This is a genomic window from Salipiger bermudensis HTCC2601 (assembly GCF_000153725.1).
Classification (GTDB): Bacteria; Pseudomonadota; Alphaproteobacteria; order Rhodobacterales; family Rhodobacteraceae; genus Salipiger; species Salipiger bermudensis.
In genome coordinates this window covers 120621-143863 of record NZ_DS022276.1, presented here as the reverse complement: position 1 = coordinate 143863, position 23243 = coordinate 120621, and the positions used below count along the sequence as shown (strand labels likewise).

General features: G+C 68.0%; 26 protein-coding genes and 1 pseudogene. 9 read left to right on the top strand and 18 right to left on the bottom strand.

The window, feature by feature from the left end:
• From R2601_RS00625 to R2601_RS00620, 3 genes and pseudogenes are all read left to right on the top strand, one after another.
• Positions 1 to 392: pseudogene (locus R2601_RS00625) on the top strand (ammonium transporter); the annotation flags it as partial.
• 15 nt (positions 393 to 407) lie between these two features.
• Positions 408 to 572: a hypothetical protein gene (locus tag R2601_RS26870; protein ID WP_007792021.1), complete on the top strand. Its 165-nt coding sequence runs from the start codon at positions 408 to 410 to the stop codon at positions 570 to 572.
• A 440-nt stretch (positions 573 to 1012) separates the two neighbouring features.
• On the top strand, positions 1013 to 1549 hold the full coding sequence (locus R2601_RS00620; protein WP_007792020.1) for a DUF4177 domain-containing protein: 537 nt from the start codon (positions 1013 to 1015) through the stop codon (positions 1547 to 1549).
• Positions 1550 to 1558: 9 nt separating this feature from the next.
• Here R2601_RS00620 and R2601_RS00615 read toward each other — a convergent pair whose 3' ends face one another.
• On the bottom strand, positions 1559 to 1816 hold the full coding sequence (locus tag R2601_RS00615; protein WP_007792017.1) for a BolA family protein: 258 nt from the start codon (positions 1814 to 1816) through the stop codon (positions 1559 to 1561).
• 74 nt (positions 1817 to 1890) lie between these two features.
• On the opposite strand from R2601_RS00615, the gene R2601_RS00610 reads away from it, so the two are divergent.
• Positions 1891 to 2520, top strand: coding sequence for a DnaJ domain-containing protein (locus R2601_RS00610; RefSeq protein ID WP_007792015.1), 630 nt, complete (start codon positions 1891 to 1893; stop codon positions 2518 to 2520).
• 309 nt (positions 2521 to 2829) lie between these two features.
• On the opposite strand, the gene msrB is transcribed toward R2601_RS00610, so the two are convergent.
• The 3 genes from msrB to R2601_RS00595 form a co-directional block, all read right to left on the bottom strand.
• A complete protein-coding gene (gene msrB / locus R2601_RS00605; RefSeq protein WP_007792013.1) occupies positions 2830 to 3288 on the bottom strand; it encodes a peptide-methionine (R)-S-oxide reductase MsrB in 459 nt (152 codons plus the stop codon).
• Between the two features lie 269 nt (positions 3289 to 3557).
• Positions 3558 to 4112: a fasciclin domain-containing protein gene (locus tag R2601_RS00600; protein WP_007792010.1), complete on the bottom strand. Its 555-nt coding sequence runs from the start codon at positions 4110 to 4112 to the stop codon at positions 3558 to 3560.
• Between the two features lie 353 nt (positions 4113 to 4465).
• Positions 4466 to 5641, bottom strand: a complete 1176-nt coding sequence (locus R2601_RS00595; protein ID WP_007792007.1) for an alpha-D-ribose 1-methylphosphonate 5-triphosphate diphosphatase — start codon at positions 5639 to 5641, stop codon at positions 4466 to 4468.
• Positions 5642 to 5697: 56 nt separating this feature from the next.
• Here R2601_RS00595 and R2601_RS00590 point away from each other — a divergent pair, with 56 nt between their 5' ends.
• Positions 5698 to 6381 (top strand): DUF1045 domain-containing protein, encoded by a 684-nt coding sequence (locus tag R2601_RS00590; protein ID WP_040544983.1) that lies wholly within the window; start codon positions 5698 to 5700, stop codon positions 6379 to 6381.
• On the opposite strand, the gene phnN is transcribed toward R2601_RS00590, so the two are convergent.
• The 7 genes from phnN to phnG form a co-directional block, all read right to left on the bottom strand.
• On the bottom strand, positions 6363 to 6905 hold the full coding sequence (gene phnN / locus R2601_RS00585; protein ID WP_007792002.1) for a phosphonate metabolism protein/1,5-bisphosphokinase (PRPP-forming) PhnN: 543 nt from the start codon (positions 6903 to 6905) through the stop codon (positions 6363 to 6365). The two genes, R2601_RS00590 and phnN, sit on opposite strands and share 19 nt — an antisense overlap.
• Positions 6902 to 7585, bottom strand: a complete 684-nt coding sequence (gene phnL / locus R2601_RS00580) for a phosphonate C-P lyase system protein PhnL (RefSeq protein WP_040544980.1) — start codon at positions 7583 to 7585, stop codon at positions 6902 to 6904. The genes phnN and phnL overlap by 4 nt, the downstream gene beginning before the upstream one ends.
• Before the next feature lie 79 nt (positions 7586 to 7664).
• Complete coding sequence (gene phnK, locus R2601_RS00575; RefSeq protein WP_007791994.1) at positions 7665 to 8435, bottom strand: phosphonate C-P lyase system protein PhnK; 771 nt, start codon at positions 8433 to 8435, stop codon at positions 7665 to 7667.
• The gene (locus R2601_RS00570; protein ID WP_007791990.1) at positions 8432 to 9310 is read right to left on the bottom strand and encodes an alpha-D-ribose 1-methylphosphonate 5-phosphate C-P-lyase PhnJ; all 879 of its coding nucleotides are present in this window, start codon (positions 9308 to 9310) and stop codon (positions 8432 to 8434) included. Before R2601_RS00570 ends, phnK begins: the two co-directional genes overlap by 4 nt.
• Positions 9307 to 10392, bottom strand: coding sequence for a carbon-phosphorus lyase complex subunit (locus tag R2601_RS00565; protein ID WP_007791987.1), 1086 nt, complete (start codon positions 10390 to 10392; stop codon positions 9307 to 9309). The genes R2601_RS00570 and R2601_RS00565 overlap by 4 nt, the downstream gene beginning before the upstream one ends.
• Complete coding sequence (gene phnH / locus R2601_RS00560; protein WP_007791984.1) at positions 10392 to 10961, bottom strand: phosphonate C-P lyase system protein PhnH; 570 nt, start codon at positions 10959 to 10961, stop codon at positions 10392 to 10394. The genes R2601_RS00565 and phnH overlap by 1 nt, the downstream gene beginning before the upstream one ends.
• Positions 10961 to 11416 carry a phosphonate C-P lyase system protein PhnG gene (gene phnG / locus R2601_RS00555; protein WP_007791983.1) on the bottom strand — a complete coding sequence of 152 codons (456 nt, stop codon included), beginning with the start codon at positions 11414 to 11416 and terminating at the stop codon, positions 10961 to 10963. Before phnG ends, phnH begins: the two co-directional genes overlap by 1 nt.
• Positions 11417 to 11529: 113 nt before the next feature.
• On the opposite strand from phnG, the gene phnF reads away from it, so the two are divergent.
• Together phnF and R2601_RS00545 are read left to right on the top strand one after the other, a co-directional pair.
• Positions 11530 to 12285, top strand: coding sequence for a phosphonate metabolism transcriptional regulator PhnF (phnF, locus tag R2601_RS00550; protein ID WP_007791981.1), 756 nt, complete (start codon positions 11530 to 11532; stop codon positions 12283 to 12285).
• A 47-nt stretch (positions 12286 to 12332) separates the two neighbouring features.
• Positions 12333 to 13514, top strand: coding sequence for an alpha-D-ribose 1-methylphosphonate 5-triphosphate diphosphatase (locus R2601_RS00545; protein ID WP_007791980.1), 1182 nt, complete (start codon positions 12333 to 12335; stop codon positions 13512 to 13514).
• A 16-nt stretch (positions 13515 to 13530) separates the two neighbouring features.
• Here the strand turns inward: R2601_RS00545 and R2601_RS00540 are convergent, their stop codons facing one another.
• The 6 genes from R2601_RS00540 to phnC all read right to left on the bottom strand — a co-directional run bounded on the left by R2601_RS00540 (position 13531) and on the right by phnC (position 19244).
• Positions 13531 to 14409: an SHOCT domain-containing protein gene (locus R2601_RS00540; RefSeq protein WP_007791977.1), complete on the bottom strand. Its 879-nt coding sequence runs from the start codon at positions 14407 to 14409 to the stop codon at positions 13531 to 13533.
• 148 nt (positions 14410 to 14557) lie between these two features.
• Entirely contained in the window at positions 14558 to 15169 is a 612-nt protein-coding gene (locus tag R2601_RS00535) for a DapH/DapD/GlmU-related protein (RefSeq protein ID WP_007791975.1), read from the bottom strand.
• On the bottom strand, positions 15169 to 16476 hold the full coding sequence (gene phnE / locus R2601_RS00530) for a phosphonate ABC transporter, permease protein PhnE (RefSeq protein ID WP_007791973.1): 1308 nt from the start codon (positions 16474 to 16476) through the stop codon (positions 15169 to 15171). The genes R2601_RS00535 and phnE (R2601_RS00530) overlap by 1 nt, the downstream gene beginning before the upstream one ends.
• Positions 16476 to 17336 carry a phosphonate ABC transporter, permease protein PhnE gene (gene phnE, locus R2601_RS00525; protein ID WP_007791970.1) on the bottom strand — a complete coding sequence of 287 codons (861 nt, stop codon included), beginning with the start codon at positions 17334 to 17336 and terminating at the stop codon, positions 16476 to 16478. The genes phnE (R2601_RS00530) and phnE (R2601_RS00525) overlap by 1 nt, the downstream gene beginning before the upstream one ends.
• 131 nt (positions 17337 to 17467) lie before the next feature.
• On the bottom strand, positions 17468 to 18367 hold the full coding sequence (gene phnD, locus R2601_RS00520; protein ID WP_007791967.1) for a phosphonate ABC transporter substrate-binding protein: 900 nt from the start codon (positions 18365 to 18367) through the stop codon (positions 17468 to 17470).
• A gap of 58 nt (positions 18368 to 18425) precedes the next feature.
• Entirely contained in the window at positions 18426 to 19244 is an 819-nt protein-coding gene (gene phnC / locus R2601_RS00515; RefSeq protein ID WP_007791963.1) for a phosphonate ABC transporter ATP-binding protein, read from the bottom strand.
• A 264-nt stretch (positions 19245 to 19508) separates the two neighbouring features.
• On the opposite strand from phnC, the gene R2601_RS00510 reads away from it, so the two are divergent.
• Together R2601_RS00510 and R2601_RS00505 are read left to right on the top strand one after the other, a co-directional pair.
• Complete coding sequence (locus R2601_RS00510; protein ID WP_040544199.1) at positions 19509 to 20930, top strand: hypothetical protein; 1422 nt, start codon at positions 19509 to 19511, stop codon at positions 20928 to 20930.
• A 97-nt stretch (positions 20931 to 21027) separates the two neighbouring features.
• The gene (locus R2601_RS00505) at positions 21028 to 22089 is read left to right on the top strand and encodes a dipeptidase (RefSeq protein ID WP_007791957.1); all 1062 of its coding nucleotides are present in this window, start codon (positions 21028 to 21030) and stop codon (positions 22087 to 22089) included.
• Between the two features lie 50 nt (positions 22090 to 22139).
• On the opposite strand, the gene R2601_RS00500 is transcribed toward R2601_RS00505, so the two are convergent.
• Positions 22140 to 23165, bottom strand: coding sequence for an LLM class flavin-dependent oxidoreductase (locus tag R2601_RS00500; RefSeq protein ID WP_007791954.1), 1026 nt, complete (start codon positions 23163 to 23165; stop codon positions 22140 to 22142).
• Between the last annotated feature and the right edge of the window lie 78 nt (positions 23166 to 23243).

Genomic DNA, 23243 nt, shown 5'->3' with positions numbered 1-23243 from the left:
GCGGCTTCGTGGTTCCGATGGTGGCGGTCCAGCTCGAGAAGATGGGCATCGACGACGCCGTCGGCGCGTTCCCGGTGCACGGCATCGGCGGCCTGATCGGCGTGGTCTCCTGCGGTATCTTCGCCGCCGGCTACCCGAACGTCGACGGCATGCCGCCGGTCTCGCTCTGGGGCCAGATCGTCGGCGCCGTGACCATGGCCGTTCTCGGCTTCGTGCCGGGCTACGTGGTGTCCTACATCCTCAAGGTCTTCGGCCTGCTGCGCGTGCCGGATCACATCCAGGAAAAGGGCCTCGACATCGTCAAGGTGCCGGTCTCGGCCTACCCGGAAAACTACACCCCGGGCCCGGTCAACGTTGCAACTCCTGCAGCCGCCGGCACTCCGGCCGAGTAAGAAAGGACTCTCACGATGAACACCTCTCCGATCGAAAGCTGGGAAGGCGCGGAAGCGTACTTCACCTTTGCCGACAAACCCGCCGTCATGATGCTGTTCCTGCTGCTCGCGGTCGCGATCACCGCAGGCACGATCATCATCGCCGCGGTGCACGAGAAGCACGCCTACAACAATCACTGACGTCCCTTATAGTCTGTGAAAGCCGGAAGGGGGCGGGCCGCGAGGCTCGCCCCCTTTCACATACGGAAGATTCGCCCCCCGGACCGCCCAGATGGCGGCCTTGATCAATTTCCGTGCAGCACATCCGGCACTATGTACGCGTGCGAAACAAAGCTCTCGCACCGCCCGGATCGGCCGCAAATAATGGCGAAAATATGCAAATATTTTGGAAACTTATCGGGGTCTGTTAGTTAACTCAGTACCGGGTCCGTGAGACGCTCGGCGCCACTGTCAGGACAGATCGGGAGTGGTTACTTTACGATTTTACCAGCCATAGCTGCTACGAAGATTTTATCCAAAGTCAGCCGGGAGCTCCGCAAGGGCCTCCCGGCTATTTCGTTCCGGGTGACGCTGGCGGCGCGCGTTGATAGGATGGCGCGACGCAAAATCACAGGCTTTTCATGACACAGTATCAATACAAGGTCGTTCCCGCCCCCGCCAAGGGCGAGAAGGCGCGCGGCGTGAAGGCGGCCGAAGACCGTTTTGCCCTCGCCATCGAACGGCTGATGAACGAGATGGCAGCGGAGGGTTGGGAGTTCCAGCGCGCCGAGCTTCTGCCCAGCGAAGAACGCAGCGGCCTCACCTCGAGCCAGACCATCTGGCGCAACCTGCTGGTGTTCCGCCGTCCGGCCAGCGTATCCACCATCGAAACGCCCGAGCCGGTGACGGACTCCACCCCGGTGATCGCGCCTGCGACCGCAGCTGCGACCGACGATGACGATGCCGATCTCGAAGGGCGTCGGCTGGCCTCCGCGGCGGATCTCGCCACGCCGGAAACAGCCAAAGATCCTGCGGACAGCACCGGCGGAGATGACACGGACACACCGAAACAGGCCGCCCGCGCCGACGACGACCTCGCCGAAGAAGACGACGAGGCGCCGCTCGACAGTCCGAGCAGCCTGCTCAGCGAGCGCGCCGCACGGATGCGGCACGACTAGTGCCTGGCTTCAGGCGTCGAGATCGAGCGACAGCGCGTGAATCGCCGTCGTGAGCTCGGCGCCGAGCGCCGCGTGCACCGCCCGGTGCCGGGCGATCCGGCTCTTGCCGGCAAGTTCCGGCGCACGCAGGCGCACGTGGAAGTGGCTCTCGCCGCTGCCGTCGTCGCCCGCATGTCCCGCGTGACGACCGCTGTCGTTGCGCACTTCAAGCTCGCTGGGCGTGAACGCCTCGCGCAGCCGTGTTTCGATTTCCGCCGACCGTGACAAATTTCGTCTCCTGCCCTCTTCAAACTGGTGAGGGATTGTCTAAACTCCCTCGTCCGAGTCGAAAAGGTGAGACCATGAGCAGACCTGACCCCTTCGGTTTCGATATGTCGGTGAAGACTTCGAAAAAGAAGAATCCGCGCGGACGCCGCGGCATGTCCGGCGAACAAGAGACCTCCACGCGCCTGTGCGAGCACGAAGGCTGCCAGGAGCCGGGCAAGTTCCGCGCCCCCAAGGCGCCGGACGTGCTCGACGAGTATTACTGGTTCTGCAAGGACCACGTGCGCGAGTACAATTCGCAATGGAGCTTCTTCGACGGCAAGACCGAAGCCGAGATGAATGCCCAGCAGAGCTCCGACAAGGTGTGGGAGCGCAAGACCAAGGATTACCGCGATCCCGAGGCCCGCGCCTGGGCGCGGCTCGGCATCGAGGACCCGCACCAGGTGCTTGGCGACAACGCCACGCGCAACCCGGGCCGCGCCGCGGCGACCGGCGGCGGGCGCCGCCTGCCCCCGACCGAGAAGCGCGCGCTGGAGATCCTCGAGGTCGAGCGCGCCGAGACCAAGGCCGATGTGCGCAAGGCCTACAAGAAGCTGATCAAGGTGCTGCACCCGGACATGAACGGCGGCGACCGCAGCCAGGAAGAGCAGTTGCAGGAGGTTGTCTGGGCCTGGGACCAGATCAAGGACAGCCGCAACTTCAAGTAGACGGATCGGCCTCGGGCGGCAGATTTCGTGCCGCCCGCCCGGCCAACCAGAAGCCCCTGATATCCCATCGTGACTGCCGCTCGGCGCAGGAATGGGCGCTGGCGGAAAAACTTCGACTCACGCGACAAAGACTCGATAGACACACCCTTAAAAGTTGTGCTAGCAAAAATGTGTCGATGGTATTTTCTGTCGAAGGTCCCCGGGGTTTCCCTGACCCGGGCACTCACGGACCGGCCGGGCCTGCGCGTCTTTCCCCTGGGCGCGCAGGCCTACACCCGGCCCCGCCTCCCCTAAGATGACTGCTCGCCCTTATGCCGGGCGAAAGCTCAACGACACGCCGTTGATGCAATGCCGCTTGCCGGTGGGCTGCGGACCGTCATCGAAGATATGCCCCAGATGCGAGCCGCAGCGGCGGCAGTGGCACTCGGTGCGCGTCATGAACAGCGACCGGTCGGCCTTGGTGCCGATGGCGTTCGGCAGCGCCTCGTAGAACGACGGCCAGCCGGTGCCGCTGTCGTACTTGGTCTCCGAGGCGTAGAGCGGCAGATCACAGCCTTTGCACAGGAAGGTGCCGGCGCGCTTCTCGTCATTGAGCGGAGAGCTATAGGCGCGCTCGGTCGCCTCCTCGCGCATGACCTTGTACTCCAGATCGCTCAGCATGGCCTGCCATTCGGCCTTGCTGCGGCTGATCTCGAAACTCTCGGCGGCGGCTGTGCCACCGAGGCCGAGCATGGTTGCGCTGGTCGCCAGAAATCCTCTGCGGGTCATGGTGGGTCCTCCTGCGATGATGACGGGTCAAGGATGCGGTCCGTACGGTGGCCGGTCCAGCCACATCGGAACAAGTTCGCGCGAGATCCGGCAATCTGGGGGTCGTGCCGGCTCTCGCGCGAGGCCGCCCTGCCCGATCCGAGCCGGACGGCACTGCCGGACGCTGCGGTCCGGCAGATCGCGATCTCACCTCTCCGCGGTGTCTGCTCACACCGCGGAGAGGGAGCCGCCCGGCCAGACGGGAAGTGGGCCGGGCAGCGGGGGGGCTCTTACATCGCCGGCAGGAGAACCCGGTCGATGACGTGGATCACGCCGTTCGACTGGCGCACATCCGCGATGGTCACGTTTGCGGTGCGGCCCTGCTCGTCGGTCAGGGTGATCGTGCCGCCCTCCATCTTGGCCTGAAGCGTGCAGCCGCCGACCGTCGGCACCGGGTGCATGCCGCCGTCATCGGCGATCATGCCGGCAATGGCATCGGACATGGCGTTGGTCGCGACCACGTGGCAGGTCAGGATCTGCGCCAGCTGCCCCTTGTGCTCGTCCATCATCAGCTGCGACAGGCTCTCGTCCGAGATCTTGTCGAAGGCCGCGTCGGTCGGCGCGAAGACGGTGAACGGACCCGCGCCCATCAGCGTGTCGACGAGGTCGGCCTGCTTGACCGCCGCCACGAGGGTCTCGTGATCGGCCGAGTTCACGGCGTTCTCGACGATGTTCTTGTCGGCATACATCGGCGCGCCGCCGACCATCGGGTTGTCCTGCGCCAGCGCCGGAGCGGCAGCAAGGGCAAGGGCGGATGCGACGATGGTGCTCTTGAGCATGGTCATGGGTGTTTCCTCCTGGTTGGTCTCCTCCCACCCCCGATCGGAGCGGGTATGCCTAAAACCACGAAGGCTGTTTCGGGGGAGTTTCAGGAAAAATGTTCACGTGATCGTGAGGCGGCGGACATGTCGGCGACGGGACGTCCAGTCGCCGATCCTGATCAGCCCCGCGCGCCTCAGCCTAGGGTGCGGGATGGACGACGCAGGCTCATGGCATCCAGAGCAAGCAGCCCCGCCGCCGGCCCCGCGCTTGAGCAGGCAATGGCGCGGCTTTATTCTGCCTTGTGTCGCGTTTGAGCTTCAGGGCGCCGCCCGTTCGCCGGCGAAACGCTCCCCCGGAGCGTTTCCGGGGAGCCCGCTCACCCCACCTGGCGACCGTGGCTCCAGACGCCGCGGATCACCGGCACGCCCTCGATATGCGCCACCCGCACCAGATCGGCGAATAGCCCTTCCGCGATCACCCCGCGATCGTCGAGCCCCGTGGCCCGCGCCGGGGCCGCCGTCACAGTGGCGATGGCGCGTGGCAGGTCGTCCCAGATCTCCGCCAGTTGAAAGGCCGAGGTCATCAGCGCCGACGGCACGTAGTCCGAGGACAGGATGTCGAGGAACCCGCGCTCGGCCAGCTCCGCCGCCGCCACGTTGCCGGAATGCGAGCCGCCCCGGATCAGGTTCGGCGCTCCCATCATCACCGCGATGTCGTGGGCGTGGCAGGCCTCGGCCGCCTCGACCGTGGTCGGGAACTCTGCCAGCCGCGCACCGTGTCCGGCGCTCACCGCCACATGCTCCGCGGTGGTGTCATCGTGACTTGCCAGCACCGCACCCAGACGCCGCGCCGCCGCCACCGCGCCCGCCTCATGCGCCGCGCCCAGCCGGGCGTGGATCTCGCGCAGACCGGCCACGTGGTCGGTGAACTGATCCTCCGACATGCCATGCTTGCCGCAGACGTAATCCTTCAGCTTCGACAGGTCGCGGAACTGCCGCTGGCCGGGCGTGTGGTCCATGATCGACAAGATCCCCACCCGGTCGGCCTCGCCGAACTCTTCGAGCTCATCGAGCAACGTCTCCGAGCAGACCTCGGCGCGCAGGTGCAGGAAGTGGCTGATCCGCAGCATGCCCTTGGACCGCGCCTGCATCAGCTCGCTGGCCAGCGCCCGGGCGTACTTGCGGTAATCCGTGCGCCCGCCCGAGATCACCGAGCCCACGCGCATGGCGTCGAACACTGTGGTGATGCCCACCGAGGCCAGCTCGCCGTCATGCGCCTGGATCGCCGCCGCGTGCGGCCAGTCCACCTTGGGGCGCGGCTGGATGTGGCGCTCGAGATTGTCGGTGTGCAGCTCGATCAACCCGGGGATCACCAGATCGCCACCGCAGTCGATCGCCCCCGCCGGCGCCACCGCGCCCTGCTCCACCGCCGCGATGCGCCCGTCGCGTACCAGCACGCTGCCCTGCACCACCTCGTGCTCGAGAACGATCCGCGCGTTCGCAAGCACCATCTCGTCGCTGGCCTGAATATGGCCCAGGCTCATCTCGCCCATGCTCTGCCCTTTCTGTCGTCATCATTCCGTGACATGACGGATCTATGCCCGCGCCCATGACACATTACAGCCGTTACGCCGTCTACTACGCCCCGGAGCCGGGGCCGTTTGCCGAGTTCACCGCCCAATGGCTGGGCTGGGATGCCACCGCCGGCGCGGTTCTTGATCACCCGCAGGTGCCGGGCCTGCCGTTGCCGGTGGCCGAGATCACCGCCACGCCGCGCAAATACGGCTTCCACGGCACGCTCAAGCCGCCCTTCCGCCTCACCGGCAGCCGCGCCGCGCTCGAGGCCGATCTCACAGCCCTTGCCGCCACGCTGGCCCCGGCCGAGATGCCCGGCCTTGCGCTCACGCGCCTCGGCAGCTTCCTCGCGCTGACGCCCGAGGGCGACACCACCGGCCTTGCGCGCATCGCTGCCCAGACCGTGCGGGCGCTCGACCCTCACCGCGCCGCGCCCGGCGAAGACGAGCTCGCCCGCCGCCGCAAGGCCAATCTCTCGCCCGCGCAGGAGGAGAACCTGCTGCGCTGGGGCTATCCTTACGTGATGGAAGATTTCCGCTTCCACCTCACCCTCACAGGCCGCCTGCCCCGCGCTCAGGCCGAAGCCACCATGGCGGCCCTCGCCCCGGTGCTGGAGCCGCTGGCCCCGCGCCCGTTCCGCATGGATGCGCTCTGCCTCTTCGGCGAGGACGAGGCGGGCCGCTTCCACCTGCTGCATCGCTACGCCCTCACCGGCTGAAGCGCCGCAAGCAGCTGCGCCATCGCCGCGTCGAGATCGCCCGAGTTGTCGATCTCGCAGACATCCAGCCCGCCGGGCAGCGGGAACCCTGCCCGTTCGAGCCGTCTGACGATGTCCGCCGCGCTCTCGCGCCCACGGTTTGCGAGCCGCTTGGCCAGCACCTCGGGCCGCGCCGTGATATGCAGCACCCGCATGCCCTCGAAGTGCTCCGCCGCCTCGGGCAGCACCGCCCGCGACAGGTTGCAGAGCACCGGACGGCCCTCCGCCAGCACAGCATCAACGCCCGCCGGCACGCCATAGCGCAACCCGTGCGCCTGCCAGTGCAGGGCAAAGGCGCCCTCGGCCACGCGCGCCTCGAACACCGCCTCGCTCACCCCCTCGAAATCCTCGCCACCGGCGCTTGCGGGTCGGGTGATCACCCGCCGCACGAGGTGCAGCCCCGGCACACGCGCAGCCGCCGCCTCCATCAGCGTGTCCTTGCCCACGCCCGAGGGGCCGACGACCGCGAAGAAGCGCCCGCTCACGCCGCGCGCTCCGGGGTGAAGCCGCTGACGTCGATCTCGCGGTCGCAGACCTGCGCCCGGGCCTCGGCATCGTGAAAGATCCCCACGATCGCCGCGCCGCGCGCCTTGGCCTCCTCGATCAGCCCCAGCACCACCGCGCGATTGGTGGCATCAAGCGAGGCGGTGGGCTCGTCGAGCAGCATCGCGGGGAACTCATGCGCAAAGCCGCGCGCGATGTTCACCCGCTGCTGCTCGCCACCCGAGAAGGTCGTCGGCGACAGCGACCAGAGCCGCTCCGGCACGTTGAGCCGCGCCAGCAGGTCCCGCGCCCGCGCCTCGCCTTCGGCGCGGCTGCCGCCTGCCGCCCAGACCGGCTCGGCCACCACCTCCAGTGTCGGCACCCGTGGCACCACGCGCAGGAACTGGCTGACATAGCCCAGCACCTCGCGCCGCATCGCGAGGATCTCGCGTGGCTCCGCCCCGCTCACCTCGACATCGCCCACCACGATGCGCCCGCCATTGGCAAGGTAGTTGCCGTAAAGCATCCGCATCAGCGTCGACTTGCCGGCGCCGGAATCGCCCACCAGCGCCACGCACTCGCCGCGCTCCACCGAAAGCGCTGCTCCCGCCATCACCGGGATCACCGCGCCGCCCTGGTTGTGCAGCACGAAACTCTTCGACACGTCCGAGACCCGGATCATCGCTTCCATCCGCCCTGTCCTTCTCTGGTTTCCAAATACCTTCGGGGGTCCGGGGGCAGACAGCCCCCGGTCCGGCGTCTCAAACCTGCAGCACGCTGGAGACGAGAAGCTGGGTGTAGCCATGCTGCGGATCGTCCAGCACCTGATCGGTCAGCCCGGTCTCGACCACCGCGCCCGACTTCATCACCATCAGCCGGTCGGCCAGCAGCCGCACCACGGCAAGATCGTGGGTCACGATGATCGCCGAAAGGCCCATCTCGCGCACCAGTCCGCGCAGCAGGTCCAGAAGCCGCGCCTGCACGCTGACGTCAAGCCCGCCGGTCGGCTCGTCCATGAACACCAGCCGCGGCCCGGTGACGAGGTTGCGCGCGATCTGCAGCCGCTGCTGCATCCCGCCCGAGAACGCCCGCGGCCGGTCGTCGACCCGGTCCTCGGCGATCTCGACCCGGCTCAGCCAGTCCACCGCCTGTTCGCGGATGTCGCCGTAATGCCGCGCACCCACAGCCATCAGCCGCTCGCCCACATTGGCCCCGGCGCTGACGCCCATGCGCAGCCCGTCGCGGGCGTTCTGGTGCACGAAGGCCCAGTCGGTGCGCCCCAGCATCCGCCGCTCCGGCTCCGACATGGTCAGCGTGTCGACCGGCCCCTCGGCGCGGGTGTCAAAGATCACCTGCCCCTCGTCGGGGGGCTGATGCCCGGCAAGACAGTTCAGCAGCGTCGACTTGCCCGAGCCGCTCTCGCCGACGATGCCCATGACCTCGCCGGGGTAGAGATCGAAGCTCACATCGCCGCAGCCCAGCCGGGCGCCGTAGCGTTTGGTCAGATCCCTGACCTGCAACAAGGGCGTCATGCCGCGTCCTCCCCTGAGAGGCGCCCGCGATGGCCCTCGGCCTGTCGCGCGGCGCAGAAATCGGTGTCCGAGCAGACGAACATGCGCCCGCCCGCGTCGTCGGTGATCACCTCGTCGAGGTAGCTCGTACCGCAACCGCAGAGATCGCAATCGTGATCCGCCTTGCTGGGTTCGAACGGATGGTCCTCGAAATCGAGGCTCACCACCTGCGTGTAGGGCGGGATCGCGTAGATCCGCTGTTCGCGCCCGGCGCCGAAAAGCTGGATCGCGCCACTTTCGAGCTTGGGGTTGTCGAATTTGGGGATCGGCGAGGGATCCATCACGTAGCGCCCCTCGACCTTGACCGGGTAGGCATAGGCGGTCGAGATCGCGCCGTTATGGGCGATGTCCTCGTAGAGCTTCACATACATCAGCCCGTATTCCTCGAGCGCGTGCATCTTGCGGGTCTCGGTCTCGCGCGGCTCAAGAAACCGCAGCGGCTCGGGGATCGGCACCTGATAGACGAGGATCTGGCCGGCGCCGAGCGGCGCCTCGGGGATGCGGTGCCGGGTCTGGATGACGCTGGCCTCGTTGGTATGCTCGGTGGTCGCGACGCCGGCCGTGCGCTCGAAGAACTTGCGGATCGAGACCGCGTTGGTGGTGTCGTCGGCGCCCTGGTCGATGACCTTGAGCCGGTCCTCCGGCGTCAGGCAGGCGGCGGTCACCTGCACCCCGCCGGTGCCCCAGCCATAGGGCATCGGCATTTCGCGCGAGGCGAAGGGCACCTGATAGCCGGGGATCGCCAGCGCCTTCAGCAGCGCGCGGCGGATCATCCGCTTGGTCTGCTCGTCGAGATAGGCGAAGTTGTAGGCCGGGTCGTGCTGCATCGCGGTCATTCCGCCGCCTCCTTCATGCTGCCCTCGACCTCCCGGCGCATCTTGCGCACCAGCTCGAGCTCCGACTGGAAGTCGACATAGTGTGGCAGCTTGATGTGCTCGAGAAAGCCGGTGGCCTGAATGTTGTCGGAATGGGCGAGGACGAATTCCTCGTCCTGCGCCGGGGCGCCGACATTCTCCTCGCCCAGCTCCTCCCAGCGCAGCGCCCGGTCGACCAGCGCCATCGAGATCGCCTTGCGCTCGGTCTGGCCGAAGACCAGCCCGTAGCCGCGGGTGAACTGCGCCGGCTCGGTCTTGGAGCCCATGAACTGGTTCACCGTCTCGCATTCGGTGAGGGTGACCTCGCCGATGCAGATGTCGAAGCCAAGCTCGGGGATCTCCATCTCGACCTCGACCGCGCCGATGCGCAGCTCGCCCACGAAGGGGTGGTTGCGGCCGTAGCCGCGCTGGGTGGAATAGGCCATGCCCAGCACGAAGCCCTCGTCGCCGCGGGTCAGCGCCTGCAAACGCGTCGACCGGTCGGCGGGATACTCCATCGGCTGCCGGGTCATGTCGGGCGGCGTCTCGTCGCTGTGAGCTTCGTCCTGTATCAGCCCGTCGCGATTGAGAAACTCGGTGATGCGCGGGGTCGGCGCCAGGGTCGGCTCTGCCTGACGCGCCACCGGCGCCTCACCCTCGGCGGCGAGTTTGAAATCGAGCAGCCGGTGGGTGTAGTCGAAGGTCGGGCCAAGCACCTGCCCTCCCGGCGCGTCCTTGAAGGTCGCGCTGACGCGGCGGTCGCAGCGCATGGCAGAGGTCTCGACGGGCCGCGAGTGGCCGATGCGCGGCAGCGTCGTGCGATAGGCGCGGATCAAAAAGATCGCCTCGATCAGGTCGCCGCGCGCCTGCTTGATCGCCAGCGCCGCCAGCTCGGGATCGTAGAGCGAGCCCTCGGCCATCACCCTATTCACCGCGAGGCTCATCTGCTCCCGGATCTGCGCCAGCGACAGCTCGGGCACCTGCGGGTCTCCGCGGCGCTCCTCGGCGAGCCACTCATGCGCGGCGTCGATGGCGCGCTCGCCGCCCTTTACAGCCACATACATCAGAGCGCCTCCGTTCTGGTGGTGCGCGGCAGCGCCGCGAGGCGGTCTGCGCAGGTGAAATAGCAATCCCAGCCCAGCGGGAAGCGCGCGGCATTGCGCTGGAAGGCCGCGGTCTCGGGCAGCGCGAGATGGGCCTCGGTCTCGATCCCCGGCCCGGTGAGCCGCACGCCCTCGGCGCGCAGCTCCGGCATCTCGACGATCAGCGTCACCGAGCGGTCGGGATACTCCGCCGTGCCGATGGCATAGGCGTCGTGCGGGGCCAGCGCGTCCCACTGCCCGAGCGCGAACATCGCCTCACCCGGCCCGACCAGCGGCGCGCCGACATGGAAGGCGATCCAGTCGCGCACCGGCTGCGTGTCGTGCCCGGGCGCGAGGTACAGCGGCGTCTCGCCGTCGCAGAGCGTCAGCAGCAGCACCGCCGCCGCCGTGCTCAGAGGCGCGGGCGCCTCGGCCCCCGCCACCTCGTGGAGGCTGCCCGGGCGGGCCATCGCCTCGAGCGCTGCGCGAAAGGCGCGTGCGGCCTCGACCGGCGCGTCGGTGAACCCGCCGCTGAGTGCGTCGTCTCGCATCAGTCCTCTCCCCGAACCATCGTGAAAAACTCGACCTTCGTCGCCGCCGCCTTGGCCGCCCGCTCCCGGCGCGAGGCCGCCTCGGCCTCGGCCAGGGGGGCGATCACCGCCGCGCGCAGCGCCTCGGCCCCGGGCCCCTGCATCAGCGCATCGACCAGCGCCGCGCGCTCCGCGTGAGCCTTGTCGCGGCCCTGCACGTAGCCATGCCCGACCTCGCCGGTCTCGAGCCGCAGCGCGCAGCGCGTGACCGTCATCTCGCCCATGTTGAAGGGCGCGCCGGTGCCGCCGGCGCGGCCCCGCACCATCACGCCACCGGTCTCCGGCATCCGCAGCCACTCATGCACCGGGGCCGCGCCCGCCACCTCGAGCAGCTCTGCCAGGCGCGCCGCGGGCGCCCGGGCGAGCAGCCCCATCCAGCGCTGTCGCGCCTCGGTTCCGACTTCCGTCACATTCATCTGGACAACCTTGCCGACTTGTCTAGGTTTCTATACAACTAGACAAATCATAGAGCCGAGTCGCCCCGATGCGCAAGCGGACTTGCGTGAAATTTCGATGACAGGAGCCGTGCATGGCCCGCAGCCCGATCTGGAAATCCATCGCCGCCGAGCTCGAGGGCGAGATCGCCCGCGGCCTCTACCGCGCCGGGGACAAGCTGCCGACCGAGGCCGAGCTGTCCTCGCGCTTCGGGGTCAACCGCCACACCGCGCGCCGGGCGCTGGCCGATCTCGCCGAGCGCGATCTGGTGCACAGCCGGCGCGGCGCGGGGGTGTTCGTGAAGGCCACGCCGCTCGACTATCCCATCGGCGAGCGGGTGCGCTTTTCGCAGAACCTGCGCGCCTCGGGGCGGCTGCCGGAAAAGCGCGTCCTGCGGATCGAGACCCGCCCCGCCGACCGCGCCGAGGCCGAGGCGCTGGCACTGGCCGAGGGGGCCGAGGTGATCGTCTACGAGGGGCTGTCTCTGGCCGAGGCGATGCCGGTGGCGCATTTCATCAGCTGCTTCCCCGCAGCGCGCTTTCCGGGCCTCGCCTCCACACTCGAGGAGGTCGCTTCGGTCACCAAGGCTTTGAAAGCGAACGGGATCGAGGACTACACCCGCGCCCGCACCCGGCTGACCGCCGAGGCCGCGACGCCGACGCAAGCGCTGCACCTGACCATGCGCGAGGGCGCGCCGCTCCTGCGCGCCGAGAGCGTCAACGTTGATGCCGGCGGCCAGCCGGTCGAGTACGGGCTGACATGGTTCGCCGGCGACCGCGTGGCGCTCACGTTTTCTTCAGACGATATGGGCTCTCAGCAGGACACAGCGCCGCAAACGTCATCGCCCTGACATTTTCGCGCGCTAGAAGCTGTGGAAAACCTCGAGCGGACACACGCATGACGGCACTGCTTCCTCCCCTGCGCCTCGTAGGCGCGACCATCCTGCGCGGTGGCGAACTGCAGAAGCGGTCGCTGGTGATCGAGGACGGCGTGATCACCAAGGGCCCGCTGCCCGAGGTCGACATGTCGGGCTACCTGATCCTGCCGGGCATCATTGACCTGCATGGCGACGCCTTCGAGCGTCACATTGCGCCGCGCCCCTCCGCGCCCTTCCCGATCGCGGCCGGTCTGCGCTCGACCGACCGCGAGGCGGCGGCGCATGGCGTCACCACCGCGTGGCTGGCGCAGTGCTGGAGTTGGGAGGGCGGCATGCGCGGCCCCGATTTCGCCGAGGACGTGATGGCCGCGCTCGAGACCTACCGTCCGCGCGCGCTCACCGATCTGCGGCTGCAGCTGCGCTGCGAGACCCACATGCCCGAGACCCGTGACCGGATGCTGGCGGCAATCCGGCGCTTCGGCATCGATTACGTGATCTTCAACAACCACCTGCCCGAAACGCTGGAGCTGGCCGAAAGCGCACCGCACAAGGTGACGCAATATGCCGAGCGCGGCGGGCGCACGCTGGCAGAATTCCTCGTGACGCTGCACGAGGCGAAGGAGCGTGGCCGCGACGTGCCGCGCCATCTCTGCGCGCTGGCCGAGGCCTTCGATGCGCTCGACATGCGCTATGGCAGCCATGACGACCCCGATGGCGAGACGCGGGAATATTACCGCATCATCGGCGCCCGCATCGCCGAGTTCCCGACCACCGCTGCCGCCGCCAAGCTGGCGCGGGCCTGCAACGACCCGGTGCTTATGGGCGCGCCCAACGTGGTGCGCGGCGGTTCGCAATCAGGCAATGTCTCGGCGCTGCACTTGGTGGCGCGCGGGCTCTGCGACGCGCTGGTCTCGGACTATCACTACCCGTGCCTGGCGCAGGCGGCCTGGGTGCTGTTGGATCGCGGCGTGCGCGACCTGCCGGGCGCCTGGGACATGATCAGCAAGGCGCCGGCCGAGATCATGGGCCTCGCCGATCGCGGCACGCTGGATCGCGGCAAGCGGGCGGATTTCGTGGTGGTCAACGCGGCCACGCGCGAGATCGAGGCCACCGTGAGCGGCGGGCGGCTGGCCTACCTCTCCGGCGAGGCCGGGGCGCGGCTGATCGGCACCATGCGCGGGGCGCGGCTGGCGGCGGAATAGCCGCGCCGCCCGGGCCCTAGAGCCGGTCGAGAAGCTCGCGCTTCTTGGACGCGAACTCGTCCTCGGTCAGCAGGCCCGCTTCCTTCAGCTCGCCGAGCTTGCGGATCAGCGCGATGATGTCGTCGGCCCCGGACGGGCCCGTCTCGGAGGCGGCTTCCGGAACCGGAGCCGCTTCGGGGATCGGCGCAGAGGGCATCTCGATGGCGGGATCGGCCAGAGGCTCGGACGGTTCGTCCGAAAATGCTTCCGGGTCCTCCGGCATCTCCTGCGGCTGCGCTTCCCCCACCCGGGGCAGATCCCGCAGCGAAACCAACCCGTGCTGGCTGGTGAAGGTCAGCGATTGGTCGCCGCTCTGCTGCTGCGAGACGCCCGAGATCTGGTGATCGCCGGTGTCATAGATCTCGATCCGGCCGCCGAAATCGATCGCCAGCCGCCGGGTCTGCGGAAACACCGCGTAGCGCAGGTTGTTCTGGCTGCCGGTCGAGGATGGCTGGCCAAGCTCGGCGGGCCAGGAGGCCCCCACGAGCCCGCCCTTGATGAACAGGCTGGTGCCCATGCCGCCGCCCTGCGATTGCGACTGGCTCTGCGTGCCCGGCTGCGGCGCCGGCATCTCGACCGGACGGAACAGGTTGCCGACCATGAGGATGTTCGCAAGATCGGTGCAGAGCGCATCGACCCGCGCCTTCAGCGCATTGTTGAACATGTCGCCGACCATGGTCATGCCGCCCTGCGACCATTGCCCCATGCCGCCGAGCTCGGCGATGTTGAACTGCGCCTGCGTGCCGTTGCCAGCGACCAGCGCCATCAGCATGGCCTCGGCGGTCTCGGTCGAGACGCCGTGGCGGATCGCCGCCTCGGAGACCAGTTTCTTGCCGTCTTCGGTGAGCGCAGTCATCTCGGATCTCCGATCCTTTGGGTGTGTCGCTTCGGGCTTACCACGATGGCAAACCTGCGAACACCGGCGATAACGCCGCGATCCTGCCCTACGCTCGAGGCACGCGAGGCTGGTGCAAATATCGGGCGATCCCGTCGCCGAACCGGGATCACTCGTATTTTTCCAGAAACGCCTCGATCGGCAGGCTGCGGAAATCCTCGAGCCGGTCTCGGAGCGTTGCGTGATCCCAGTCCCACCACGCCAGCGCCATCAGCCGTTCGGCCACCGGCACGGCGAAGCGTTCGCGCAGCGGCACCGCAGGAACACCCGCGACGATCATGTAGGGCGCGACATCCTTCGTCACCACCGCGCCCGCCGCCACCACGGCGCCATGCCCGATGGTCACCTCGGGGCGCACCACGGCGTTGTGGCCGATCCATGTGTCGTGACCGATCTGCGCCCGGCGCGACAGGCGATGCGCGAAGAACGCCGCATCGCGACCGGCATCGTCCCAGTAATCGTCGGAGCGGTAGAGGAAATGGTGCAGTGAGGCCTGCTGCATCGGGTGATCGGTCGGCCCGATGCGCGAGAAGCTCGCGATGTTGGCGAACTTGCCGACGGTCGCGTTGGCGATGTCGGCATAGCGGTCGCAATAGCTGTAATCGCCCATCTCCACATGGCCCAGCCGCGCGCCGCGCCCGATCTCGACGAAGCGCCCGAACCGGCACTCCGTCACTTCGCAATCGGGATGGATGAGCGGCTCTTCCGAGAGGCGCGGCATCAGACGCCCCGGATCAGCTTGCGGCGCAGCCAGCCCGAGAGGCTGTCCATCGCCATCACCATCAGCACGATCAGCACGATGTAATAGCTCACCTCTTCCCAGTCCTTCTGGGTGATCATCGCCTGCGTCAGCAGAAGGCCGATGCCGCCACCGGTGATGGCGCCGATGATGGTGGCCGAGCGGGTGTTGCTCTCGAAGAAATACAGCACCTGCGAGATCAGGACGGGCGTGATCTGCGGGATCACACCGAAGCGGTAGCGCAGCACCGGCGCGGCCCCGGTCGAGGCGACGCCTTCGATCTGCTTGCCGTCGACGTTTTCCAGCGCCTCCGAGAACAGCTTGCCGAAGCTGCCGGTGTCGGTGAGCAGGATCGCGAGTGCCCCGGTCATCGGCCCCGGCCCGAAGGCGCGGCTGAGCACGATGGTCCAGATCAGCCCGTCGACACCGCGCAGGAAGTCGAACACCCGGCGCATGGCGAAGCGCACCGCCAGAAGCGGCGCAAAGTTCTTGGCCGAGAGGAAGGCCAGCGGCAGCGCCACGATGGCCGCGCCGAAGGTGCCGAGGAAGGCCATCAGGATGGTCTCGAACAGCGCCCATGCCACATCGCCATGGCGCCACATGGCGTTGTTCCAGAAATCCTGCCACGCCCCGGCGATGTTGGCGCGCTCGGGGTCGATCCGGTCCCCGAAGGCGATCTCGAAAACGCCGTGGCCGTAATACGGGCTGTCGAGCGTGAAGAAGAACAGCTCCCAGCCAGGGAAGTAGCGGAACAGTTCGGTGCGGTTGCGGGTCAGCGAGACCCGGCCGTGCGAGGTCTCGACCTGAAAGCGGGTGCGCGAGGCCGAGATCCACTCGGGCAGCGTCTCTTCCTCGAGGTTCGACACCACCGCGCGCCCGTCCATGCGGGCCTCGATCAGGCCGAAATCGGGCACCTCATAGGCGAAGCCGCCGCCGGTCAGGAACCGCACCACGTGACCGTCCTCGAGATCCACCACCGTGCCGGCCGCGTCGATCGAGACCCAGTCGGGCTCGGTGCCGGGCGCATAGGTGCCGCGGCGCTCGCCTTCGATGGCGACCTCGACCTCGCCGGAGCGGTTGTCCTGGGTGACATGGGTCTTGTAGCTCCAGACGTCCGACAGCAGCGTGCGGGCGTTGTCCATGCGGGCGCGCTCGGCAAGACCGGGGAGGTCGAAGGCGAAGACGATGTAGACGAGGTAGACCAGCACCAGCACCGGCAGCCCGAAGGCGAAGAGCTTCTTGCGGGCGAACAGGCGGTCGGCAGAGGCGTAGAGGGCGGCGTCGGCCATCAGTGGCCTCCTTTCTTCGCGATCATCGCGTTGCGGACATGGCTCGAGAGCTGGTCGAACACCACGATGGTCAGGAACAGCAGGATGAAGATCGCGGCGGCCTCGTCAAAGCGCCCCTGCCCCCAGGCCATGGCGTTGCGCAGGTCGTAGCCGATGCCGCCGGCGCCGACGAAGCCGAGGATGGCGGACGCGCGGATGTTGATCTCGAAGCGCAGCAGCGCATAGCTGAAATAGTTCGGCGAGACCTGCGGCACGACGCCCAGCCACATGCGCTGGAACCAGGTGCCACCGACCGATTGCAACCCTTCGACGGGCTTGAGATCGGCGTTCTCGTTGACCTCCGAGAACAGCTTGCCCAGCGCCCCGGCGGTGTGGAAGGCGATGGCGATCATCGCCGGCACCGGGCCGCCGCCCAGCACGAAGATCAGCACCAGCGCCACGACGATCTCGGGGATCGCGCGCATGATGTCCATGATGCGCCGGAACAGCGGGATCAGCCGCGGCCAGCGCGCCAGCCCCCGGGTCGAGAGCAGCGACAGCAGCATCGCGAGGCCGGCCCCGATCAGGGTCGAGACGGCGGCGATGTTGACGGTCTCCATCAGCGAGGGGAAGTAGCGCAGGAAATGCCCCGGCAGCCGGTCGAGCTTGGGGATCGTGTCGGCCAGAACGGCGGCGGGGAAATCGAAGATCTGCGGCAGACCGTCCCAGAAGCCGCCGGCGTTGCGGTCATTGGTCAGGATGAAGCCGGACACCATGAGCGCCACGAAGATCGCCAGCACGATGCCGCCATAGAGGCGCTTTCGCGCCATCAGCGCCATGTAATGCGCGCGCGTGTCGAAGGGAGGGTCGGAATGCATCATGGGGGTCGTGTCCTGCCTGACGGATGGCCGTCACCGCGCCGCCGCAAGGGCGCCGGGATCGCGTGTCATGGTCGTGTCCGGGAAAACGGAAACGGGCCCGCGAAGACGCGGGCCCGAGAGGGATCGGATGATCAGTTGATCTTGGAACGGCGGGCCGAGACGATCGACTCGTATTCCTGATGCGTCACCGGGATGAAATCCTTGGCGTCGCCGGCGGCCACGCCGTAGGCGCAGTCGGGATCTTCTTCCCAGAGGTTCGCGGTCAGCTCGATGACGGCGTCCTTGACGTCCTGCGGCAGCGCCTTGCGCAGCACGAACGGACCCTCGGGGATGATCTTCGACTGCCAGATCTGCACCAGCTCGTTCATGTCGACGAGGCCGGCATCGGTGGCGCGGCGCAGGGCGCCCGAGTTGTAGCCATCTTCCCATGCGCCCTGGCCATCGGCCCAGGTCACGCCGGCATCGACGTCGCCGTTGTTGACCGCGACGATGGTCTGCTCGTGACCGCCGGTGAACACCACGTCGGAGAAGTAGTCGCCGGGCTGCATCGAGTAGCCGGCCTCGGCGATCTCGATCGACGGGATCAGGTAGCCGGAGGTCGAGTTGGGATCACCGAAGCCGAACTCCTTGCCCTGCAGGTCCTCGAGCGAGGTGATGCCGCTGTCGGCGCGGGCGAAACCGATCGAGTAGTAGCCGATCGAGCCGTCCTCGTTCTGCTTGACCAGCACCGGCTCGACCGCTTCGGGATCGGCAATGAAGGTGCCGGCATAGGAAGAGGCGCCCATCCAGGCCGCGTCGATGGTGCCGCCGAGCAGGCCCTGCATCACGCCGTTGTAGTCCGCCGGGGTGAAGATCTTCACCTCGACGCCGAGCGCGCTGGCGATCTTCTCGGCGTAGCACTGGTTCGAGGCCAGACGGTCCTGAGCGTTCTCGCCGCCGAGGATGCCGAGACGGAATTCGGTGATCTCCTGTGCCGAGGCAGCGGAGCAGAGCGCAGTGGTGGCCAGAGCGGCCGCGATGAGCTTTTTCATGATGGTTCTTCCCCTTTTTCGGATTGAAAGGCCCGTCCCGTGGGCCCGTTGGAAGCTCTTAGATTGCGACCTCGGCCTGACGGATCTCCGTCTCGGCCACAGGGTCGCGGATTTCGGTGGAGGTGGCGTCCTCGGAAAAGTCTGCCCCCGCCCCATAGATGTCGCGGGCGACACCGGTGGTGAGCTGCTCGGGCGTGCCGTCAAAGACGATGCGCCCGTCGCGCATCCCGATCACCCGGTCGCAATAGCGCCGCGCGGTGTCGAGCGTGTGCAGGTTGGCGATGACCATGCGGCCATCCTCGTCATGGATGCGGCGCAGCGCCTCCATGACGATCTGTGCGTTCATCGGGTCGAGCGAGGCGATGGGCTCGTCGGCGAGGATCACCTTGGGATCCTGCATCAGCGCCCGCGCGATGGCGACGCGTTGTTGCTGACCACCCGAGAGCGCCTCGGCGCGCTTGGCGGCGTGATCGGCGATGCCCAGACGCTCGAGAATGTCGATGGCGCGGTGGATGTCCTCGCGCGGGTAGAGGTTGAACACCGTCGACAGCGCCGGGCGTTTCGCCAGCGTGCCGTGCAGCACGTTCGAGACCACGTCCATGCGCGGCACGAGGTTGAACTGCTGGAAGATCATCGCGCAGTCCGACTGCCACGCGCGCTTCTCGGCGCCCTTCAGCGCGAGCACGTTGCGGCCCTCGAAGCGGATCTCGCCCTCGGTCGCGTCGGTGAGACGGTTCATCATGCGCAGGAAGGTCGACTTGCCAGCGCCAGACCGTCCGATGATGCCGATCATCTTCGGTCGGTCGACGGTGAAGCTCGCGTTGTCCACGGCAGTATTGGCGCCAAAGCGCTTGGTCAGCTGGTCTACGACGAGCATGTGTCCCCCGGTTGTCCTGTTCCGGGTGCCGTATAGGGCGGCGAGCGTATCGGGTTCGTGACGCTTCCATGTCGCTAAGATCAACCGGGGATGAAGCTTTCATGACATACCGGCATGGCGGGAGCGCCCATATCGCATAGCCCCGAAGATTGCGGTTTGAACGGGGTCCGGGGTAAAAGATCCCGAAATACCCGGCGATCCCGACGCCTCGCGCGGCGCGGCTCGTTGTTCGGCGACTGCAAGGAAAAGGCCCCGGACCGCCTCATGCGACATTCCCCGGAGCAGGGCGCCGCCCCTGCTGCCCACCGTCTCGACCGCTTCGCCGGATTGCTCATGATCCTCGTCACCGGGCTGGTGATCATCCGCGAATGGCTTGGCACCACGGTGCAGGAGCCGCTGGTGGACCTGCTGATGGTGGCGCTGATCGCGGTGCTGTTCTTCCGGGTGCGGGCCAACCGCAAAGCCTTTGTCTATGTCGCGCTGGCGCTGACCGGCGCGCTGATCTGGCAGGGCGGAGACTGGCAGGGCACCGTGGCCAAGGCCTTTCACCAAGCCTCGTTCATCGCCGCCTTCTTCACCGCGCTCGCCACCCTGCGCAGCGCCGCCGAGCCGTCGGCGGCGATCCGCGCCAGCGGCACCTTTCTCGCCGAGCAGCCGCCCGGGCGGCGCTACCTTGCGCTCACCACCGGTGGCACCGCCTTCGCGCTGCTGCTGAATTACGGGGCCATCGCGCTGCTCGGCAGCCTCGCCACCGCCGCAGCACAGGAAGAGCCCGACGAGGAGATCCGCAACCACCGCCGTCGTCGTATGCTGCTGGCGATCCAGCGCGGCTTCGTCACTTCGCTGCCGTGGTCGCCGCTGTCCTTCGCCATCGCCATCTCGACCGCGCTGATCCCCGGCACCAGCTGGGAGACCGTGGTGCTGCCCGCACTCGGCACGGCGCTGCTGATGACCGGCATCGGCTGGGGGCTCGACACGATCTTCAAGCCCAAGCTCACGCACCCGCCACGGCCGCGCGCCAAGCCCCACGGCACATGGGCGCTGATGCTGCCGCTCGTGGGGCTGCTGGCGATCCTCGTGACCAGCGTGCTGATCTTCGGCGCGCTCACCGGCATCAGGGTGATCGGACTGGTGCTGCTGATCGTGCCGGTGATGGCGCTGGTCTGGACCACGCTGCAGGCGCGCGGCGGCGGCGCACCGCTGGGCGCGCGGCTCAGAACCTACGCCTTCCACGACATGCCGGGCTACCGCGGCGAGGTGCTGCTGCTGATGATGGCGGGCTATATCGGCACCGTCGGCGCGCCGCTGCTGGCGCCCATCGTCAAGGCCTCGGGCTTCCACCCCGAAGACCTGCCGCACTGGCTGGTGCTGGCGGGGCTGGTCTGGATCATCCCGCTGGCCGGGCAGTTCGCGATGAACCCGATCCTGGCGGTGACCCTGATCGCGCCGCTGCTGCCGACGCCGGACCAGCTTGGGGTCTCGCCGGTGGCGCTGGTCACCGCGATCACCGCGGGCTGGGCGCTGGGGGGCATCAGCTCACCCTTCACCGCCACCACACTGCTGGTGGGCTCCTTCGGCAATGTCAGCGCGCGCACCGTCGGGCTGCGCTGGAATGGCGGCTACATGCTCGTCGCGCTTATTGTGCTACCGCTCTGGGTGCTGGCCTACGCCTATCTGATCGGCTGACGCACCGGGCGCCTCCGTCGCACGGCGGTGCACCGCTTGCATGCGAACGGCATCCGGTGTCATCTCTGGCGCACGCCAAACCGGAGCCCCTCCCCGCATGACCGACGCCGCCATCACGCCCCCGATCTTCGACGGACACAACGACCTCGTGCTGCGCCTGCTGCGCGGCGACGTCACCCCCGAGGGTGTGGCTGCGGGCCTGCCCGACGGACATATCGACCTGCCGCGCGCGCAGGCCGGCGGGCTGGGCGGCGGGTTCTTCGCGGTCTTCGTGCCCTCGCCGCCGGTGCCCGGCACCTCGCCCGACGACATGAACCAGCCGCAATACGACCTGCCGCTGCCGCTGATGCTGCCCGAGGCCGAAGGCCGCGACGTGACGATCAAAGGCATCGCCGCGCTCGAGGCGCTGGAGCGCGCCGGCGCGGTCACGCTCTGTCGCACGGTGGAGGCGCTCGAAGAGGCGCTGTTCGGCCCGACCATGGCCGCGATCATGCATATCGAGGGCGCCGAAGGGATCGATCCCGGGCTCGAGCAACTGCACGCGCTGCACGCGCGCGGGCTGCGCTCGCTGGGGCCGGTGTGGTCGCGCCCGACGATCTTCGGCCACGGCGTGCCCTTCGCCTTCCCCTCCGGCCCCGACACCGGGCCCGGCCTTACCGATCATGGCAAGCGGCTGATCCGCGAGTGCAACGCGCTGAAGATCATGGTCGATCTCAGCCACCTCAACGAGAAGGGCGTCGACGATGTGGCGGCGATCAGCGACGCACCGCTGGTCGCAACGCACTCCAACGCATGGGCGGTGACGCCGCACAGCCGCAACCTCACGGACCGGCAGCTCGCGATGATCGCCGAGAGCGACGGCATGGTGGGGATCAACTTCGCCTCTGCCTTCCTGCGCAGCGACGGGCAGATGAAGGGCGACGTGCCGCTCGAGCAGATGATGCGCCATCTTGACCACCTGATCGGCATCCTCGGCGAGGACCGCGTGGGCTTCGGCTCGGATTTCGACGGCGCGCTGGTGCCCAACGAGATCACCGACTGCGCCGGCCTGCCCGCCCTGCGGACCGCGATGCGCGCGCACGGCGTGGACGAGGCGCTGATGGAGAAGCTCTGCTGGCGCAACTGGATGCGCGTGCTGCGCAAGACCTGGGGCGCCTGAGCCGGGCCACCTTCGAGCGGTGGAGGCCCGGGCTCAGCTCGCCAAGCGCCTCAGCCCTGCCGCAGCAGCGGCGCGACCTTGGTGCCCAGCACCTCGATCGCTTTCATCATGTCGGCGTGGTCGATCACCCCGATCCCCATCTGGATGGTGACCCGGTCAAAGCCCAGGTCTTCGCGCAGGCCGAGGATCTTGTCGGCCACCTGGTTGGGCGAGCCGACGAACATCGCGCCTTCGGGACCGCAGGAGGCATCGTATTGCGCGCGGCTCTGCGGCCCCCAGCCACGCTCGCGGCCAAGCTGGTCCATCACCGCCTTCTGCGCCGGGTAGAACAGGTCGGCTGCCGCCTTGCCATCTTCACCCAGGAAGCCGTGCACGTTGAGCGACACCCGCGCCTTGTCGGCATTGCCGGCCTGATCGGCGGCGCGGCGGTAGAGATCGGCCAGCGGCGCAAAGCGGCGCGGCTCGCCGCCGATGATCGCCAGCGCCAAAGGCGTGCCCAGCGCGCCCGCCCGCACCATGCTTTGCGGCGTGCCGCCTGCGGCGATCCAGACCGGCAGCTGGTCGTTCACCGGGCGCGGATAGACCCCGAGCCCCGAGACCTTGGGCGTGTGCTTCGTGCCGGGCCAGTTGAGCGTTTCGCGTTCGTTGATCGCCAGCAACATGGCGAGCTTTTCCTCGAACAGATCGCCGTAATCGTCGAGATCATAGCCGAAGAGCGGGAAGCTCTCGATGAAGCTGCCCCGCCCCACCATCAGCTCGGCGCGCCCGCCGGAGAGGTTGTCGAGCGTGGCAAACTGCTGGAACACGCGGATCGGATCGTCCGAGCTCAGCACCGAGACGGCCGAGCTCAGGCGGATGTTCTCGGTCACCGAGGCGGCCGCGGCCAGCACCGTGGCGGGCGAAGAGATGGCGTAGTTCGGACGGTGGTGCTCACCCAGTCCGAAGATGTCGAGCCCGACCTCGTCGGCCAGACGGATCTCCGCGACCAGCTCCCTGAGCCGCTTCTGCGCGTCGACCGTTTCACCGGTCACCGGGTTCTTGCCGACATCGCCGAAAGTGTAGAGTCCGAGTTCCATTGCGTGCTCCCTTGTGTCGTCCGGCAACATAGGTCCTGCGGCCTGCACCGAAAGCCCCGGCCCTGCACAGGGCATGTG